The 18,037-nt window shown below is 66.3% G+C and carries 13 protein-coding genes; 6 read left to right on the forward strand and 7 right to left on the reverse strand.

The window, feature by feature from the left end:
• Positions 1-209: 209 nt before the first annotated feature.
• The 4 genes from VGB24_RS05515 to VGB24_RS05530 form a co-directional block, all read right to left on the reverse strand.
• Complete coding sequence (locus VGB24_RS05515) at positions 210-383, reverse strand: hypothetical protein (RefSeq protein ID WP_331071962.1); 174 nt, start codon at positions 381-383, stop codon at positions 210-212.
• Positions 384-813: 430 nt separating this feature from the next.
• Positions 814-1,536: an adenylate/guanylate cyclase domain-containing protein gene (locus tag VGB24_RS05520; RefSeq protein WP_331071963.1), complete on the reverse strand. Its 723-nt coding sequence runs from the start codon at positions 1,534-1,536 to the stop codon at positions 814-816.
• Between the two features lie 8 nt (positions 1,537-1,544).
• Positions 1,545-4,106, reverse strand: a complete 2,562-nt coding sequence (locus VGB24_RS05525) for an HD domain-containing protein (protein ID WP_331071964.1) — start codon at positions 4,104-4,106, stop codon at positions 1,545-1,547.
• A gap of 727 nt (positions 4,107-4,833) precedes the next feature.
• Complete coding sequence (locus VGB24_RS05530) at positions 4,834-7,230, reverse strand: glutamine--tRNA ligase/YqeY domain fusion protein (protein WP_331071965.1); 2,397 nt, start codon at positions 7,228-7,230, stop codon at positions 4,834-4,836.
• A gap of 280 nt (positions 7,231-7,510) precedes the next feature.
• Here VGB24_RS05530 and VGB24_RS05535 point away from each other — a divergent pair, with 280 nt between their 5' ends.
• Together VGB24_RS05535 and VGB24_RS05540 are read left to right on the forward strand one after the other, a co-directional pair.
• The gene (locus VGB24_RS05535; RefSeq protein WP_331071966.1) at positions 7,511-8,818 is read left to right on the forward strand and encodes a vanadium-dependent haloperoxidase; all 1,308 of its coding nucleotides are present in this window, start codon (positions 7,511-7,513) and stop codon (positions 8,816-8,818) included.
• Positions 8,819-8,985: 167 nt separating this feature from the next.
• Positions 8,986-9,792, forward strand: a complete 807-nt coding sequence (locus VGB24_RS05540; protein ID WP_331071967.1) for a DUF5715 family protein — start codon at positions 8,986-8,988, stop codon at positions 9,790-9,792.
• A 21-nt stretch (positions 9,793-9,813) separates the two neighbouring features.
• Here the strand turns inward: VGB24_RS05540 and rocF are convergent, their stop codons facing one another.
• Positions 9,814-10,755, reverse strand: a complete 942-nt coding sequence (gene rocF, locus VGB24_RS05545) for an arginase (protein ID WP_331071968.1) — start codon at positions 10,753-10,755, stop codon at positions 9,814-9,816.
• Between the two features lie 160 nt (positions 10,756-10,915).
• Between rocF and VGB24_RS05550 the strand changes: the two genes are divergently transcribed.
• From VGB24_RS05550 to tadA, 4 genes are all read left to right on the forward strand, one after another.
• A complete protein-coding gene (locus VGB24_RS05550; protein ID WP_331071969.1) occupies positions 10,916-12,862 on the forward strand; it encodes a M1 family metallopeptidase in 1,947 nt (648 codons plus the stop codon).
• Between the two features lie 511 nt (positions 12,863-13,373).
• Positions 13,374-14,822, forward strand: coding sequence for a glutamate--tRNA ligase (gene gltX / locus VGB24_RS05555; protein ID WP_331071970.1), 1,449 nt, complete (start codon positions 13,374-13,376; stop codon positions 14,820-14,822).
• A gap of 279 nt (positions 14,823-15,101) precedes the next feature.
• The gene (gene lexA / locus VGB24_RS05560; RefSeq protein WP_331071971.1) at positions 15,102-15,758 is read left to right on the forward strand and encodes a transcriptional repressor LexA; all 657 of its coding nucleotides are present in this window, start codon (positions 15,102-15,104) and stop codon (positions 15,756-15,758) included.
• Positions 15,759-15,839: 81 nt separating this feature from the next.
• Positions 15,840-16,361, forward strand: a complete 522-nt coding sequence (tadA, locus tag VGB24_RS05565; RefSeq protein ID WP_331071972.1) for a tRNA adenosine(34) deaminase TadA — start codon at positions 15,840-15,842, stop codon at positions 16,359-16,361.
• Positions 16,362-16,442: 81 nt separating this feature from the next.
• Here the strand turns inward: tadA and VGB24_RS05570 are convergent, their stop codons facing one another.
• Both VGB24_RS05570 and VGB24_RS05575 read right to left on the reverse strand, forming a co-directional pair.
• Complete coding sequence (locus VGB24_RS05570) at positions 16,443-16,982, reverse strand: GAF domain-containing protein (RefSeq protein ID WP_331071973.1); 540 nt, start codon at positions 16,980-16,982, stop codon at positions 16,443-16,445.
• Positions 16,983-17,255: 273 nt separating this feature from the next.
• The gene (locus VGB24_RS05575) at positions 17,256-17,987 is read right to left on the reverse strand and encodes an SRPBCC family protein (RefSeq protein WP_331071974.1); all 732 of its coding nucleotides are present in this window, start codon (positions 17,985-17,987) and stop codon (positions 17,256-17,258) included.
• Between the last annotated feature and the right edge of the window lie 50 nt (positions 17,988-18,037).

Below are 18,037 nucleotides of genomic sequence, written 5' to 3' on the forward strand. Positions count from 1 at the left end.
AGAATCGCCATCGCTTTGATTCGCCAGGCGCGTAGCTCCAGAATTATATTTACGTCGCCCGCAAACAACGTGCGGGGCTCGAGTGGGATCAACGCCCGCCGTGCTTACCCCCTTCGCATCGCAGTCCTTCTCACAGAGAAACGTGCGTAAGCAAGGTGTGGAGGAACGGAGCCGCAGCAGGCGCGGCTTCCGTTCCTCGTTATTCAGTTTCAAAGGGCAAGCCGCCGCACTACCTCTTCCGCGCCGCGCTTGTACACCGTCAGGCACACCAGCGCCCCGGCGGGATCGACCACGGCCCAGTACCGATGTCCCTTGTACCGCCCGATCCTGTAGCCGGTCTGCTCCGGCGTGGTGGTGCCCTCGGTCTGCTGCTGAGAGTTCATCTCGGCCTCCAATCCTCTTGACCCCGGCCGCGCAGCAGGGCTATCGTTGGCGAGCGGGCGGCCTTCGGGTCGGTTCGCGATTGAGGCTGGCCGATTCTTCTTGGTGGGAGAGCGGCCAGCCTTGCTTTTCCGCCCTGCTGTTTACAATGTAGTACACGTAGTCTTGTTTGTCAACCTAGATGTAAACAGAATGAGTGACGATTTTCGCGAAGTCACGGACCGATTAATCGCATCGGTAACGCTGGCGGACTTGGCGCGGGGCCTCGGGGTGTCACATGGGCTTTTGCGGCAGGCCCGCCTTGATTCGTCAGCATCCTCGTACCGCGTTCCACCGAGAGATTGGAAGGCGGGGGTGGCCAGACTTGCGCGGCAACGCGCGGCCGAATTGTTGGCCTTGGCGAGCGAGATCGAACCCTAAGGTTACGATGAGTTAGCGCATTGCTTTTAGTTCTTCGAGCATCCTCCGCGTCTCCGCGAGCTCCTTCTGACATTCGACTGACGATAGCTCTTCTCTAAGGACGACGGATGATCCTTCTGATTCTGCGAACCTCAACTGGAAGATCCGGAGTTTCTGCGAAAATCCCTTGGGCTTCAGCGTGCCTGCTAGTCTCCACCGGCTCCGGCTCCCGGACGCATCGACGAAGCTCTGCGAGGTTAGTATTGTATTGGGTAGTGCTTGGCCAACAATGCGGGCGCAGCGGTCCACCACGGTGCCTTGGGGGTCACCAATCATGGCCGATCCGTTCTGCCCGAGATCTGGGAACGTCAGGAATGAGGCTTTCCCCAGATCTAGTCCGATCTTCACCTGAAAATTCATATCGCCTGACCGCAAGCAGAAGGAGACGATTAGCTCTGCTGCATGCTCGGCGTGCAGGACAGCATCGCTGGCCTCGAATACTGCCATCACTTCGTCGCCGATGTACTTCACGACCCGCCCGTGTGCCGAGACGATTTCCGTCACAGCCGTCAGGAAGGCGGCGAGGCGTGCTAACCACACCTCCTCTGCCGGATTTTGCTCCTTGTAAGCCGTAGAGCCCACGAGGTCGACGAACATTACGACGCATACGGATGTCCGCCGGAGATCCGCTAATCCCTCACGAACTGCTCGAGAAGAGGCGAGTATTTCGTCGAGGGTACGATAGTTTTTGTCCATGTACTCTCCTACTTCACCATGTTGGGTACGTTGTGAGCGTTGGGTGCGTTGGGGACGCGGTGCGACTCGGCTAATGCGTCCTGAACTGCGCGTCGCAGTTCAGCGGTTCGTTGCTCCAGACGTTTCTCGCCTATCAAGTCGCGCACGTCTGGAGCAACAAAGATTCGAATTGTCCGAGACAGCGCCGCGAATTGCTCGCGTAATTGTAAAATGAACGGCGAATTGATGAAGTACTCCGGGCGGCCGTCCGGTGTAAGTTTGACAACATGCGTTTGACCTATCTGCTCATCTAGAGAGCGTCCAGGCACGTCGAGAAGGAGGTCGTCCGCATCTAACTTTCTCTCGCCGAGTTCCTCTTTGAACAAATCTTCCAGTCTATCGCGAAGATTGCTTAGAAAGGTCTCCCTATGTTGAACAGATATACGTGAGAGTTCATTGAAGAGCCGCGTGCTTTCGCCGGAAGGCGCGCCTTCCCCCCGCTCCCATGCGGCATTGATACTGATGATTCGCCGATACATGCGATTGCGTCGACTGCCCAAGTCTGCCGTGATTGCTGGCTTCCGAAATTTCTCTCTATGCATCGCATTCAGCAACTCGAGCGCGCCGGTTTCCGAGCGTCCGATCGTTTCTCGAATAAATGTCTCGTAACTGGCAGACCCGTCGCCAAACACCCGACTGATCACATGTAAGATCATGGAACTGATAGCACGGTTACTGTGGTGCCAGTATATCTGCCGAAAGTTCCAGAAGCGAGCCATCAGCAACGACTCGACTGCGGACCTCGCACCTGGACCGAAGCACAAGTGATACCGGATCGGTGCTGTTGTGGCTTCCTCATCGGGTCGCCGCCCCTCTGGATCGGAACTTCGAATGCGTGCTATGTCCGCATGTTCGAACAAGGCGTCATAGTCCACGCCTTGTCCGAAGGGGACCCCAGTGTGGCGGGCGTCATCCCTAACATATGTCATTTTATCAACGTCGACGCCTCCATCGATTATTGATCGTATGACTTGCATCTGTGGATCCGTTAGTGCTTCCTCATCTCCGAAAAGGATCGCTCTGAGGTATGTTGGATCCATTCCTTCTCCGGCGACCAACTCATATACGGATGGCGAGTCCCCCGTCGCCTCACCGGCGCAAAACAAGTTCAAGAAGTCGATTTGCTTTAGGGCAGGATCATTCAATTCTTGGAAGTAATGAAGAAACGGGAAGTGGTTAACGTCGTGCAGAAGACATACTAGAAGAAGTTTTGTAACCCCCGCCTCATCGAAGAGAATCCGAAATCGGGGCGATCTCGCCAGCGAGTCGACGAGGCGTGTCGCAGTGACGTAAACCCCGAGAGAATGCTCGAAGCGGGTCTGGCTCGCACCAGGATAAATCATGTTGACGAACGATAACTGATTGAGGAGTTGCAGCCTCCGCATCGCACGCGTATTGAGCAACTTCTCCACAGTGGGCGTAAGATCAAGTCCACCAGTCGGTAGAGCTATATGTTTGTCGACCCCCGGTGAAGTGGCATGTCCGGGCGACCGCAGGCTAAGAAGCATCTTCTTGAGTTGCCCAGCGACCTCACCGGCATTGGATTCCTTTGCCGTCCTCCAATCCCGCAGGCGTCGTGTGATCAGATGCAGGAAATCTCGATCGAACGATGAAAGAATTCGGCTTACTCCCGGTATCTGAATAAGATCCTCCAAAAGCTTCCCGAGATTGTGCAGATCCAAGCCCGGGAACACCAAGCGTCGAAGCTCATCGCGATTCACGACGTTGCTCCCAGTTGTCCGGACAAGTTCCCGAATGTCCTTGACTAGAGCCTCTGGCATGTTCTCAGGCATGTAGCGGATCTGGGTCGCGGTATCGGCGAGTGCCGGGTCAAAGCAGTGCGCGTACCCGAAATCTATCACAACCGGCCGCTCCGATGCGCTATGTACAATGATGTTGTCCGCGCGCAAATCAGAGTGCTGATAGCGCCGCTCTTGGTGGATGTAGTGGAGGGTTTCAGCCACGTCGTGGATGACCCTGCATATGGCCTGTCTAGCCTCTCGATCGGATATACGGTTGGCTATATCCTTTGTGTCTAAGCGTCCAACAGTTCTGATAACCCAGTCCCTCAGCCGTGGTCCGTCAATGAAACGGCTAATCAGAAATCTTACTTTCCCGTTGTCGGGCAGCAGTATGCCCGGCCGGTGACCGAAGTAGAGGCGAGCGTCGTCCAAAATGCCGTAGGAGATGAGTTCTTGGACTCCGGGGTGTCGAGTTTGTTTGAGAAAATGAAACTCGGTGTCGAACACCCCCTCGTCCTCCGGCAAGATCAGCGCTCGGAAGGTTGTCTCGTTCAGAAATGAAGCTTGGGCGGAAATGACGTAGAACTTCACTGCGACAGAAATGGTTGCATCACTAGCCTTATGTCCGCGATAGACGATTCCTGTTCCACCCGAATCAAGCTCGGAGTCGAGAATGTATGTATCCTTCAAAAAGTCTTTAACTTGCGTCAGTTTCCGGGGCCGACGAACCGTCTTTTTTTCGGCAACCATATAGAAGCCTAACTTTCTCAGGGTAAGTGCGATGGTCACGACACATCTATGTTAGTAGCACCACAGGGAGTGAACAAGGAAGTCGTGGAAACCGGGCTAAGAAGAGCGTCAGGATTGTTGAGCTACCCACAAAAGCCGTACACCCGCGACCTCGAAACTATATATCCCATCTCATGGATCTCTCCCACTGAATTAGCGGGACGTTTCATTCCCGCCCACCGTCTCACCCGTCAGCCCCTGCTGGGCGTCGGCTCGCTCACCTGGGTCAGGCCGCGGCGCTTTGTGATGACATCGGCATCAGGTGCCCGAAGTCGTGGGTGAACCGATCGTAGCGCGTAGAGAGCGTGCTGACTTCTGCTCGTTTCTTCGCGGGGATTAAGTCTAAATCACAGAGACCGTGGATCCGCAATCAGGGACGAACGATGTCGCAAACGGTTGAAGCGGTGGTCGAGCCGAATGGGCAGGTCCGGCTTTGGACCCGATCATAGTCGCCGAGAGTCGGCGCGCTCAGGTAACTGTGCTTGCCGAACCTGCTGACGTAGTAGCGAACGAGGCGGCGCTCCTCAGTGAGGCGGCGTTGGCGAACTAGAGATCGGAAGAGGAAGATGCTGCGTGACCGCACCTGCAGTAGGCTCCGTCGTCTCGTCACGTTCCCGTCCGGCTTTCAGAGGAGGGAAGCGGTAGCTCGGCATCTCGGGAAAAGTAGGTTGCACAACAAACACGACCGGCGATCCGCAACGGGACCGCCGGTCGATTTTGCTCACCTTCAAGGCGCGTCGGCCTCCAGCCGCTCCTTCACCAGCCTGCTGACAAGCTCCGGATTGGCGCTGCCGCCGCTCTGGCGCATCACCTGGCCTACGAAGAAGCCCAGGAGCCCCGTCTTGCCCTGGCGGTACTCGTCGGCCTTCTTTGCGTTCGCGTCGATCACCTCGTCCACGATGGGGCCGATGGCGCCGGGGTCGCTCACCTGGCGCAGCCCGCGGCGCTCCACGATGTCGTCGGGGGCGCCGCCGCCGCGCACCATTTCCGCGAGCACCGCCTTGCCGCCGCCGCTGGAAATCATCCCGTCGTCCACCAGCTCGATCAGGCGGTGGAACTCCGCCGGGGTGAACGCGATCTCGTTGATGCCGCGCTCCTTGGTTTCCAGCAGCACCACGTTCACGATCCAGCTCGCCACGCTCTTCGGCCGCGCGCCCAGGTCGACGGTCGACTCGAAGAGGTTCGCTATGCCGACGTCGCGGGTCAGGATGTCGGCCTCGGTGGCGGAGAGGGCTAGCTCGTCGGCGTAGCGCACGCGGCGCTCCTCCATCTCCGGCGTCCGCTGCACCTCGGCGGCGGGCGCCTTGGCGCGCTTCTCACCATCCGACGCGGCGCTCTTCTTCGGCTTCTTCTCCGCCTTCGGCGCCGGCGCCGACTGCGTGGACTTGGCCGCCCAGGTGTCGCGCAGGGTGACGGTGCGGTTGAAGACGAGCGCGCCCGGCTTGGAATCCACCACGTCCGCGCAGAAGTATCCCAGCCGCTCGAACTGGAAGCGGCTCCCCGGCTCCGCGTCGCGGATGCTGGGCTCGACGATCGCACCGGGGATCACGACGAGCGACTCGGGGTTCAGGTGGTCCTTGAAGTCGCCCTCGCCCGCATCCGGATCCGGCACGCTGAACAGGCGGTCGTACAGCCGCACCTCGGCGGGGACCCCGTGCTCCGCGCTCACCCAGTGGATGGTGCCCTTCACCTGCCGCCCGTCCGGGGTGTTGCCGCCGCGCGTGGCCGGATCGTACGAGCAGCGCAGCTCCACGATCTCCCCCGCCTCGTCCTTGACCACCTCGTCGCAGCGGATGACGTACGCGTACCGCAGCCGCACCTCGCCGCCGGGCTGCAGGCGATGGAAGCCCTTCGGCGGGTTCTCGGCGAAGTCGTCGTGCTCGATGAACAGCGTGCCCGAGAGGGGCAGGGGACGCGAGCCCTCGTTGGGCACGTCGTGCGGCCAGAGCGGCGCGTCCAGTTCCTCCGTCTGCCCCTCGGGATAGTTGGTGATGGTCACCTTCAGCGGCCGCAGCACGCATAGGACGCGCGGCGCCTTCGTGTTCAGGTCTTCGCGGATGGCCCACTCCAGCTTGCCGACCTCCGCGCGCGTGCTGGCCTTGGTGACGCCCATCCGCTCCCAGAAGGCGCGCACCGCCTCGGCCGTGGCGCCGCGGCGGCGAATGCCGGCCAGCGTGGGCATGCGCGGATCGTCCCAGCCGCTCACGAAGCCGCCCTTCACCAGCTCCAGCAGCTTGCGCTTGCTCATCACCGTGTAGTCGATGTTGCCGCGCGCGAACTCGTACTGGTGCGGCCGGGCCGGCGTGCCGCCCTCGGATCGCACGAAGTCCTGCCAGTGGTCCACCGTCCAGTCGTAGATGGCGCGGTTGTTCTCGAACTCCAGGGTGCAGAGCGAGTGCGTGATCCCCTCGATGGCGTCTTCGATGGGGTGCGCGTAGTCGTACAGCGGGTAGATGCACCACCGGTGGCCCGTGCGGTAGTGATGCGCGTGGCGGATGCGGTACAGCAGCGGGTCGCGCAGCAGCATGTTGGGCGACGACAGGTCGATCTTCGCCCGCAGCACGTGGGAGCCGTCGGGAAACTCGCCCGCCTTCATCCGCCGGAAGAGATCGAGGTTCTCCTCCACGGAACGTTCGCGGAACGCCGTCGGCCGCCCCGGCTCGGTGACGGTGCCGCGCGCCTCGCGGATCTCCTCGTCCGACGAGCTGTCCACGTACGCCAGCCCGCGCGTCACCAGGAACTCGGCGAACCGGTACATCTGATCGAAGTAGTCCGCCGCGTGAAGCACCTCGTCGCGGAAGTCCGCGCCCAGCCAGCGCACGGTGTCGACGATGGACTCGACGTAGCTGACGTCCTCGGTCTCCGGATTGGTGTCGTCGAAGCGCAGGTTGAAGCGCCCGCCCGTCTCCCGCGCGATCCCGTAGTTCAGGACGATGGACTTGGCGTGGCCGATGTGCAGGTAGCCGTTGGGCTCCGGCGGAAAGCGCGTGACGATGGCCTGGTACTTCCCCGCGCGGATGTCGTCCGCCACGATGGAACGGATGAAGTCCAGCCCTTCGCGCGCGGCGAACGCCTCCGCCGGCGAACGCCCGTCTGCGCCGCTCTCGCTGCTGATGTCGGTCACGTGAAGCTCGGTTGATCCAGAGAAACCCGCATGCGGGCGCGAAACCGCGTCGGACGGCGGATCCACAAGGCAAAAGCTCGCGACAGAATAGCGCTCCCGCGGCCGATCTTCAACATGCCGCCGCACCCTTCGTCGAACAGGGCCGAAGTGCGCGCCCGCGAACTCCGCCGACGATCGGAATAGCCACAGAATTCGCCTTCCTGTATCACGTAGCGTCGTATAACGTGATTACAGCGGCAGGGCCTCCTGCCGCTGCGGCTACTTCATCCAGGAGGGACCCATGTCGTGTGTGGAAGAGCGATACCCATGTGATGTGCCGGAGTACGCGCTGACGGGACCGCAGGTGGAGCCCGAGGCGAGCTTCTGGAACCACTGCCCGCAGCTGCGGCTGGTTTCCATCGAGGAGCTCACCACCATCACCGACGACCCCAAGCACTCAGGGTACTTTCCCCCATACCCCGACTACTGCACCGACGAGGGGCAGCACGAGATCAAGAAGGAATTCGAGGAGCTGCTGGACCTGGCCAAGCGCCGTGACGATCCCTGCTCGCTGGAAGCACCCGGCGACGGCTGCCCGGTGCTCACGGAGTGGCCGTGCGAGCCCCGGTACGACCTGCCGAAGGCGTTCGGCTGCCGCGCCCCCATCAGCCGGCTCTTCGACCTGATGCCCCCGCCCATCGGCGCGGTGCAGGCCAACCGCCTGCCGGGGCAGCGGGTGATCCGCACCGGGCGCGGGCTTGCCCGTGCGCTGGAGAACGAAACCCCGGGGCTGCACTACCGCCACACGCTCAACTACCTGATCACCACGCGCGGCGCCTGGTCGCCGCCGCGGCAGGCGCTGGTGTGGGCGGCGCTGGACGTGGCCATCGCCAGCGCCCTGCAGGCGGCGTGGTATTACAAGTGGCTGAGCCCCCGCCAGTTCACCTCGCGCCGGCCCCGTCCCATCGAGTACGGCGGACTGGACGTGCTGTACGACCGGCCCGACGAGCTGAACCCCATGTACATCACCTGTCCCGACGCGCGGCCGTGCTCCCGCAACCCGGGCTTCAGCCCCGGCACGCCGCGCCACCCGGCGTACCCGTCGGGGCACAGCACCTACGCGGGCGCGGCCAGCACGGTGCTGGCGTACTTCTTCGGCAACGATCGCACGCCCAACGCCCTGACGCTGGGGCTGTCCACCAGCACCATCGGCGAGGAGCTGCGCAACATGGCCGACAACATCGGCGTGGCGCGCATGTGGGCCGGCATCCACTGGCGCAGCGACCACGAGGCCGGGCTCAAGCTGGGCCAGGTGGTGGGCTGCCTGGTGCTGCGGCAGCTGGCCAGCATCTGCGGCGGCAACTTCGAGCTCTGCCGCCCGGTGGCCCCCGCGGCCAGCCAGTGCGATTGCAGCGAGCGCGTCATCTGCTCCAACGATGAGCCGCCGCCGTGTGAGAAGCTCAAGGAGATGGCGTGGCGCTGCAAGGAAGGCTGCCCGCCCTGCGGAACCAGCTTCGACCGCCTTCCCGAGCCGTGCTCGCCGGCTCCGCAGCCGGACGGGGCGACCGCCGAGGATCTGGATACGCGGAGTGTGCAGCAGAGCGCCTGATTTCACCCTCTGCCTGATCGAAAGCGCCCGGACGGCCTCGCCGGCCGGGCGCTTCCCGTCGCCGGAACAGGCAGGGGTGCCGCGCGCCTCCGGATTGTGTTAAATTACATCGTCACAACCACATACGGTGCACGTCGACTTCCCGGACCCGAAGGAAAGGAGCCCGAATGAAGATCATGCGCGTTCTTTCCGCGGCCGCGGTGGCCGGCACGCTCGCCGCCGCCCCGGCCCACGCGGTGGAGCCCACGCTGCGCGGCTCGCCCTCGTCCATGGTGCGCCAGCACGAGGTGGCCAAGGCCAGCGACTACTCGTTCCTGCGCGACGCGGCCGAGGTCAAGCGCCTTGCCGAGGCGGGGTACCTGCAGCGCGTGAAGCCGACGGACGACTTTCGCCTGGCCAACGTGTCGCACCCGTACGCCCGGCCCGAGGTGGTCACCTTCATCGAGCGGCTGAGCGCGCAGTACCGCGAGGCCTGCAACGAGCGCCTGGTGGTCACCAGCCTCACGCGGCCCGTGGGCAACCAGCCCAGCAACGCGCACAAGCTGTCGGTGCACCCGGCGGGGATGGCGGTAGACCTGCGGATCAGCCGCGACGCCGACTGCCGCGCCTGGCTGGAAGGCACCCTGCTGGCGCTGGAAAGCCGCAGCGTGCTCGACGTGACGCGCGAGCGCAACCCGCCGCACTACCACATCGCGGTGTTCCCGGGCGCCTACTCGGCCTACCTGGCGCGGGTCGGCGGAACCAGCGCCCCGGCCCAGTTCGCCAGCGCCCCCAGGCCTCGTCGGGCGAGCCTGGAGGAGGAGCCCGCTTCCACGCGCATCCCGCCCACGCGGTCGAAGCCGGCCGCCGCCGCGGCGCGCATGGTGGCCACGCCGGGCGGTGACGACGACAGCGGGGTGCTGGCGGTGCTCACCGTGTGCGTGCTGGTGTCCATCGCCTTCGCGGGACGCAAGCGGCGGGCGCGCCGGGCCTGAGCCGCGGCCCGCCCCCCGAGATCATCCCACGCGCGCCCTGGCCGGAAGAACGGCCGGGGCGTCTGGCCATACGCGCAGTCCCAGGCACGAAAGCGCCAGGTCTACGGCCAACTCCGCCGTCAGGTTCCGCTGGTCCAGGATGGGGTTCACCTCCACCACGTCCAGCCCCCGCACCTTGCCGCTGCTGCCCAGCATCTCCATGGCCAGGTGCGCCTCGCGCACCGTCAGCCCGCCGGGAACCGGCGTGCCCACGCCGGGCGCGAACTGCGGGTCCAGCACGTCCATGTCGAAGCTGACGTGGATGCCTTCCGTCCCCTCCGTCGCCACCGCCAGCGCCGCCTCCATGACCGCGGCGATTCCGTAGCGGTCGATGGACTCCATCGAGAACACCGTCACCCCCGCCTCGCGCATCAGCGCGCGCTCACCGGCGTCCAGGTCGCGCGTGCCCACGAACGCCACGTTCCGCGGGTCGATGCTGCGCACGGCCGGGTCGCCCGACCCCAGCCCGGTCAGCCGCGGATCGCCGTAGCCGCAGAGCGCCGCCATCGGCATCCCGTGGATGTTGCCGGATGGCGTGGTTTCGGGCGTGTTCCAGTCGCCGTGCGTATCCACCCACACCACGCCCACCTTGCGGACGCGGGCGTGCCCGCCGATGGAGCCCAGCGCCACCGAGTGGTCCCCGCCCACGACGACGGGAAACCCGCCCGACTTAACGCTCTGCTCCACCGCGTCCGAAAGGGATGCCAGCACGGGAAGGATGGCGTCCACGAAGCGCAGCGTGGGCTCCGCCACCTTCACGTTCTCGCGCAGGGGAACGAAGACGTTGCCGCGGTCGTTCACGTCGTGCCCCAGCTTGCGAAGCCGGTCGAAGAGCCCCGCGTGCCGCACCGCCGCCGGCCCCATGTCCACGCCGCGCCGCCCGGCGCCGTAGTCCAGCGGCACTCCGATCACATCGATCTGCATACCCTGTTCATTGCTGGTTTCGCCACCGCGCGGTCGTTTGGACGCGGCGGGCATCGTGCGGAACACCGGGCCGTCCGCCGGGTTCTGTCGCGCGAGGCCGAAGTCATGCATCTTCGCCCGGCCGGATATATCGCATCGAGCACCCGAGCAACAGACCCGAATGACCGTTCGAACCTTTCTTCCGCTGGCCGCCGCCGCGCTGCTGGCCGGCGCGTGCGTTCCCGGGGGAACGCGCTCCACGCCCCAGCCCTTGTGCGGCCCCAACGACGTGCCGCCCCAGCCGTCGCCCGAGGTGCCGCCCATGGCCCTGCAGCCGCTGGTGCGCGACATCCACTCGTTCGCGCAGCCCAACGAGGCGCGGGTGCGGCACGTGGTGCTGGACCTGCGCGCCGACTTCGCCGCGAAAACGCTGTCAGGCACCGCCACGCTCGACGTGGACGCGGCGGCCGGGGCGGACGACGTGGTGCTCGACACCAGGGGGCTCGCCATCCACTCGGTGACGGACCGCGCCGGCCAGCCCCTCCGCTGGGCTCTGGGCGCGGCGGACAGCATCCTGGGCCAGCCGCTGACGGTACAGCTGCCGGGCGGGGGCGACCACGTGCTGGTCATCCGCTACCAGACCAGCCCCACGGCCAGCGCGCTGCAGTGGCTGACGCCGGAGCAGACGGCCGGCAAGCGCCATCCGTACCTGTTCTCGCAGGGCCAGGCCATCCTCACGCGCACGTGGATTCCCACGCAGGACAGCCCGGGGATCCGCCAGACGTACAGCGCCCGCATCACCGTCCCCGCCGAGCTGAAGGCGGTGATGAGCGCCGAGATGCTGACGCCCGAGGGCGAGCCGGTGTCCGGCGGCCGCGCCTTCCGCTTCCGGATGGGCGAAGCCGTTCCGCCGTACCTGATCGCCCTGGCCGTGGGCGACCTGGCGTTCCGTCCGCTGGGCCCGCGCACGGGCGTCTACACCGAGCCTGGCATGCTGGAGCGTAGCGCCAACGAGCTGGCGGAGCTGGAGAAGTTCGTCGATGCGGCGGAGTCGCTGTACGGGCCGTACCGCTGGGGCCGCTACGACGTGCTGGTGCTGCCGCCGTCGTTCCCCTTCGGCGGGATGGAAAACCCGCGCCTGACCTTCGCCACGCCCACCATCCTGGCGGGCGACCGCTCGCTGGTGTCGCTGATCGCGCACGAGCTGGCGCACTCGTGGTCGGGCAACCTGGTGACGAACGCCACCTGGGCTGGCTTCTGGCTGAACGAGGGGTTCACCACCTACTTCGAAAACCGCATCATGGAGGCGCTGTACGGCCCGGAGCGCGCCGCCATGCTGGCGAGCCTGGGCTGGCGCGGCCTGCAGTCGGCGGTGGTGGACGCGGGCGGCCCCACCGGCGCCGACACGCGGCTCCACATCGACCTGGCCGGCCGCGACCCCGACGCCGGGATGACGGACATCGCGTACGAAAAGGGCGCCGCGTTCCTGCGGACCATCGAGCAGGTCGTCGGCCGCGAGCGCTGGGACGCGTACCTGCGCTCGTACTTCGACCGCCACGCCTTTCAGCCGATGACCACGGAGACGTTCCTGGCCGACCTGCGCGCCAACCTCATCCGCGGCGACGCGGAGCTGGAGCGGCGGATCGGGCTGGAGCAGTGGGCGTACCAGCCCGGCGTGCCGGCCAACGCGGTGCAGCCGCAGTCGGGCGCTTTCGCCCGCGTGGAAGCGCAGGCGCGCGCCTTTGGGCAGGGGACGGCGGCGGCGCGGCTGCAGACGAGCGGGTGGAGCACGCAGGAGTGGCAGCACTTCCTGGGATCGCTGCCGCAGCGGCTGACGCGGGCGCAGCTGGCGGACCTGGACCGCGCGTTCGGGCTGTCGCGGCAGGGGAACAGCGAGATCCTGTTCGGATGGCTGACCATCGCGGTGCGCAACCGGTACGAGCCGGCGCTCCCGGCGCTGGAGCAGTTCCTGACCAGCCAGGGCCGCCGCAAGTTCGTCCGCCCGCTCTTCGCGGCGCTGATGGAGCAAGGCGAGTGGGGCAGGGGCCACGCCCGCCGCATCTACGCCATCGCGCGCCCGGGCTACCACCCGGTGACCTCGGGCTCGGTGGACGTGATCGTGAAGTAGTGGCCCTCACCCGGCCGCGCTGACACGCGTGCCACCCTCTCCCACAAACAGCGTGGGAGAGGGGGTACACTTCAGATGTCGGTGCGGGCAAGGGGGGAGCGTCCAGCCAGGGCCGTCCCGGCGGTTGAAACCGCGTCTGGAACGTCACGAAGTCCGCCTTCGCGGACTGCACGCGTAGTCGAGTGCGCCAAGCCGGCCGAAGCGCGATCGGATTCTCCCTTTCCCCCGCTTCCGGGGCAGAGGGCCGGGGAGAGAGGGCTGCCAGGGGAATGCGCAGGGATAGGTCGAAGCGCACCCCGCCCCTCCCACACCCGAAGTTCCCCCCTCTCCGCACGCAGTTTGTGCGGGGAGGGGCCGGGGGAGGGGCCCCCGCGTCTAGTCCCGCGCCGCCCGCCTCCCTACATTCCCACCGAATCGACAAGTCCCGAACGCAGCCGCGGTCGTGGCCCGTACCGTCGTGACCGTCTCGGCCGCAGTTGCCGTCGTTGCCGTAGTTACCCGAAATCACATCATGTCCGACCAGATCCGCGTCCGCTTCGCCCCCAGCCCCACCGGCTACCTGCACGTGGGCGGCGCCCGCACGGCGCTCTTCAACTGGCTGCTCGCCCGCCGCACGGGAGGCGTGTTCGTGCTGCGCATCGAGGACACCGACCGCGAGCGCAGCAGCGGCGAAATGACGCAGGCCATCCTCGACGGCATGACCTGGCTGGGCCTTACCTGGGACGAGGGCCCGTTCCACCAGGCCGACGGGCTGGATCGGCACAAAGGCGACGTAGCGCGGCTGCTGGAGCAGGACGCCGCCTACCGCTGCTTCTGCACCCCCGAGGAATTGAACGCCAAGCGCGAGCAATTGAAGGAGGAGTACCGCTACGACCGCGCGTGCTACCACATCCCGCGCGACGAGTCCGAGCGGCGCGCCGCCGCGGGCGAGCCGTTCGCCGTGCGCTTTCGCGTACCCGAGGGCGAGACGGCGTGGGACGACGAGGTGCACGGCGACACGCGCTTCAGGAACGAGAGCATCGACGACTTCATCGTCCTGCGCACCGACGGCACGCCCATCTACAACCTGGCCGTGGTGTCGGACGACATCCACATGCGCATCACCCACGTGATCCGCGGCGACGACCACATCGCCAACACGCCCAAGCAGATCCTGCTGTACCAGGCCATGGGCGCCGCCGTCCCCCGCTTCGCCCACCTGCCCATGATCCTGGGGCCGGACGGCAAGCGGCTCAGCAAGCGCCACGGCGCCACCGCGGTGGGCCAGTACGCCGAGCAGGGCATCCTTCCCCAGGCGATGAACAACTTCCTCGCGCTGCTGGGATGGAACCCCGGCGGCGACGTGGAGGTGATGGGGATGGACGAACTGGCCGAGCGGTTCTCGCTGGAGCGCGTCAACAAGAAGAGCGCGGTGTTCGACACGGCCAAGCTGGAGTGGATGAACGGCCAGCACATCGCCCTCACCCCCGCCGAGGAGCTGCTTCCCCTGGTGGCCCCCGTGCTGGTGCGCGACGGACTGATCGCGGAGGCGGAGGTCGACACGCGGCGCGAGTGGCTGCTCCGCCTGGTCGAGGAGTTGAAGATCCGGGGGCGCACCATCCACGAGATCGCCGGCCACGCGCGCACCTACCTGGTGGACGAGGTAGAGGAGTACGACGAGGCCTCCGTCGCCAAGCACTGGAAGAACGCCGCCGACGTGGACCAGCGGCTGGCCGACGTGCGCGAGGGCCTCTCGGGGGTGGACCCGTGGACGCCCGAAGGCATCGACGCCGCCCTGCGCGCCGCCGCCGACAAGGCGGGGGTGGGGTTCGGAAAGCTGGCGCAGCCGCTGCGCGTGGCTCTCGTGGGGCAGGCCGCCAGCCCGGGCATCGACTTCGTGGTGCACACGCTGGGACGCGAGGGCGCGCTGCGGCGCATCGACCGCGCGCGCGAGAAGCTGGCCGCCATGCAGGGCCCGTGAGGCTTCGCGACACGTGATTGTTGACTTCCGGACACTCTGCTCCTAAGTTGCGCCCCAAGGCCAGGTAAGGCGGAAACATCCCGCGCTCCCCACCGCCCGCGCCACGGAAACGTATCGCGCGGCACGGAAACAACTTGGGATGCCGGAGGGTGGGCGCACGGCACCGTCGCGCCATCCCGTTTTGCTTTTTCTGACCTGAAGTGTGATAGGCGGATTCATGAAGAGTCCGGACCCTTGGAGGGAAGTACCCACCCACGTTTCATCCCCGCGGAGGCCGCCATGCCTGAAGCGCTGACCAAAATCGAGCGCCGGATCCTGAACTACCTTGTGGATTACCTCAAGGAGAACACGTATCAGCCGAGCATCCGCGAAATCGGCAAGCGTTTCGGGATCAAGAGCACCAAGACGGTCTCGGAGCACCTCCAGTCGCTGGCCGACAAGAACTTCATCGAGCGCGACGCCTCCCGTTCGCGCGGCGTGAAGATCCTGGGGATGAACCTGTCGCCGGGCGTAGCCAGCGTGCCGCTCTACGGGCAGATCGCCGCCGGCGTTCCCACCCTCCTTCGCGAGGACGTGGTGGAGGAGTTCGAGCTCGACCGCAAGCTGGCCGGCAGCGCCGACGCCTTCCTGCTGGCCGTCACGGGTGACAGCATGACGGGCATGGGCATCGTCGAGGGCGACATGGTGCTGGTGGAGCCGACGGACGAGGCCGACATCCAGAACGGCGAGATCATCGCCGCGCGGGTGGATGGCAAGGCCACGGTCAAGCGCTACTTCGCCAACAAGGGCCAGGTGGTGCTCGAGGCGGCCAACACCAGCTACGCGCCCATCCTGGTGCACGAGCACAACGACTTTACTGTCCTGGGCCGCGTGACGGGGCTGTACCGCCGCTTCACCCGCGCCCACACCGAGGCCATCGTCACCGGCGCGCCCTGAGCGCTGGCGCCATTTCAGGCGGGGGACCCCGGCGCTTCGCCGGGGTCCCCTTTCGTTTTTATCCGTGCGGGATGCCAAAAGATGGGCGAAGAGGCGCGGCGCGAGGAGGACGAAAAGTGGATGCGGCTGGCGCTGGAGCAGGCGGCGCTGGCCGAGGCCCTGGGCGAGGTGCCCGTGGGCGCGGTGGTGGTGCGCGGCGGGCAGCTGGTCGCCACGGGGCACAACCTCACGCACACCCTTCAGGACCCCAGCACCCACGCCGAGATGGTGGCCATCCGCCGCGCCGCCCAGGTGCTGGGCGAATGGCGGCTGCTGGAGTGCACGCTGTACGTGACGCTGGAGCCGTGCGCCATGTGCTCCGGGGCCATCGTGCTGGCGCGCATCCCGCGGCTGGTCTTCGCCGCGCACGATCCCAAGGCCGGCATGTCGGGCTCGCTCGCCAACCTGGTGCAGCACCCCCTCCTGAACCACCGCGTCCATCTCACCACGGGCGTCCTGGCCGACGAATCCGGCGACGTCCTGCGCGCCTTCTTCCGCGCGCGGCGCCGCGGCAAGGCCGCCGCGACCAGCGAAGGCAGCCCACCCCAGGGCGTGAGCGGCTGAATCCGCCGCAACATTGCGGGGGTTCAGCCGCTCTTCAGCACTCGCGTCAGCCCCAGGCTCAGTCCGCCACCCGCGCTCGGATCACCCGGCCCACACGATCGGCCGGGCCTCCTTCTCCCGCAGCATCCCCAGGATCCGTTCCAGCCACCGCTGGTCGACCTCGTCGAACGCCGCCGGGATGGTGCTGTCCACGTCGAATACGGCGATCAGCTCTCCGCGGGCGTCGAAGACGGGCAGCACGATCTCCGACGCCGACGCCGAGTCGCAGGCGATGTGTCCCGGGAAGGCATGCACGTCCGGAACGATCACCGTCTCGCGCCGCTCCGCCGCCGCGCCGCACACCCCACGTCCGAACTCGATGGACAGGCACCCCATCGTCCCCTGGTATGGCCCCACCAGCAGCCGCGTGGGGCCGACGCGGCGGTAGAAGCCGGTCCAGAAGTAGTAGGGCAGGGCATTGTGAAGCAGGCACACCGCCGTCACCATCGCCGCGACGAGGTCCGGCTCCCCTTCCAGCACCGCCTCGATCTGCTGCGTCACCTCGGCGTAGCGCTCTTCCTTGGCTGCCGCGTCCAGCCTCAGTTCCCCCGTCCTGTCCGCCACCAGCGTATATTCGGCCATCGACTGCCTCGACTCCGTGGTGATGTGCCTCGATTCCCCTCGATCGCCGGGCCTGCCCGGGATGCGCCCGCATACACCGCCGCCTCGCATCGGTGCGAGGCGGCAATGAGCGGCGTGTGAGATCGTCGAGGGAAGGAGCAGAACGGGCGGTGAGCACGGTGGTGCGCGATGCGAGCGGTACTCGCGGGGCGCAGTCCGCGAAGGCAGACTTCGGGCAGTGGTTGCCGCGACTTCAGTGGCCCCTGCGCGGCCGGGTTAGAGCCCCGCGGCCCGTCAGCGGGGTCCGGTCCGCAGGAGCATCCCCGTCTCCATCAGCTGCTTGAAGCGGCGCAGGTCGTCCCGCAGCATCACCTCGGGCAGTTCGTGAAGGGCGCTGGCGATTGCCTGGCCCACGATGCCGCCCGGCGGATCGAAATCCAGCGCGTGGTGGACGATGGTCTCGCCCGCGCGCGCGCCGGGCGTGAACTCCACGAACCCGCGATGCGGCAGGTCCGAGCCGGGCAGCGTCATCCACGAGAAGCGGCCGGGCCGGTCGTCCGTCAACTCCGACATCCATTCGATGGTCCGGCCGCGCAGCCCCTCGGCGGTCCACTTGGAGCGCTGGCCGCCCTCGAGCACGTCGACGCGGATGATGCGGTGCATGAACTTCGGCGCGTTGGTGAAATCCCTCCAGAACGCGTACAACTCGTCGGGCGCGCGGTTGACGGTGACGGACGCCTGGACGCGGGTGCCCCCGTCCTCGGCCGCAGGCATCGCGTCCGGCGGATCCACCGTCTCGCGCGACGTGTCGACGCCCACCGCCGAATACAGGTGGCAGTGCCCGGCGACGCCCCGGTGCAGAAGCGCCGCGCCAAGGGTGGCGAGCAGCGCGCCGGGCACGCCGCGGCGCCGGGCTCCGGCCAGCGCGAGCGCACCCCCGCCGAGGGTGGAAACCAGGCGCTCCGTTCTGCCGACGTTCACCTCTCCGCCGAGCGCGTGCGCAAGCGTTGCCGCCACGTTGGCCACGGTCTACTCCTCGTCTCTCGTTCGTCAGCAACCGCCGAATCGGGCGGGGG

The organism is Longimicrobium sp., from assembly GCF_036399935.1.
In the GTDB taxonomy this organism is placed as follows: Bacteria; Gemmatimonadota; Gemmatimonadetes; order Longimicrobiales; family Longimicrobiaceae; genus Longimicrobium.